Below are 805 nucleotides of genomic sequence, written 5' to 3' on the forward strand. Positions count from 1 at the left end.
TCAACCGCGAAGCCGACGTCGCGCGCGACGCGGTCCGCATCACTATCACCTATGGGGAGGAGCGGCCATGACGCTCGATAAATCCGCGCTGCGCTGGGGCGCATCGATCCTGGCTGTCGCGCTGCTGGCCGGCGGCACAGGCTATTGGGCTGGCCATCGCCAGGCACCGCAATCGGAGGCGACCACGCCCGCCGGGGCAGGCAAAGTCCTTTACTGGTACGATCCGATGTTCCCCAACCAGAAGTTCGACAAGCCCGGCAAGTCGCCCTTCATGGATATGCAGCTCGTGCCGCGATACGCGGACGGAGGAAGCGCCGGCGCGGCCCCCACGGTCGCCGTCGATCCCGCCGCGCGGCAGAGCCTGGGATTGCGGGTCGTCGCGGCGAAGATGGGCAGCCTTGCCTCGGCCCTCGAGGTCACCGGCACGATCGACTTCAACCAGCGCGACGTCGCCGTCATCCAGGCGCGTTCGGGCGGGTTCGTGAGCCGCGTCTATGCGCGAGCGCCCGGGGACGTGGTCCGCGCCGGCGCGCCGATCGCGGACCTGCTCCTGCCCGAATGGGGCGGCGCGCAGACCGAATATCTGAGCGTCAGGCGGCTCGGCAAGCCCGACCTCACCGCGGCCGCGCGCCAGCGACTGCGGCTGATGGGCATGTCCGACGGCCTCATCGCCAGCGTCGAGCGGAGCGGACGCCCGAACGGCGTGGTGACGATCACGACGCCGATCTCGGGCACGATCCAGACGCTCGACGCCCGTGCCGGCGTGACGCTCGCCATGGGCCAGACGCTCGCCCAGGTAAGCGGG

Annotated in this window: 1 protein-coding gene; it reads left to right on the top strand. The window is 70.4% G+C overall.

The features are described from left to right. Window positions 1-67: 67 nt before the first annotated feature. Window positions 68-805: efflux RND transporter periplasmic adaptor subunit (locus QHC67_RS18840; RefSeq protein WP_319296699.1), on the top strand; the 738-nt coding region annotated here is incomplete at its 3' end.

This window comes from Sphingobium sp., assembly GCF_033795625.1.
Lineage (GTDB): Bacteria > Pseudomonadota > Alphaproteobacteria > Sphingomonadales > Sphingomonadaceae > Sphingobium.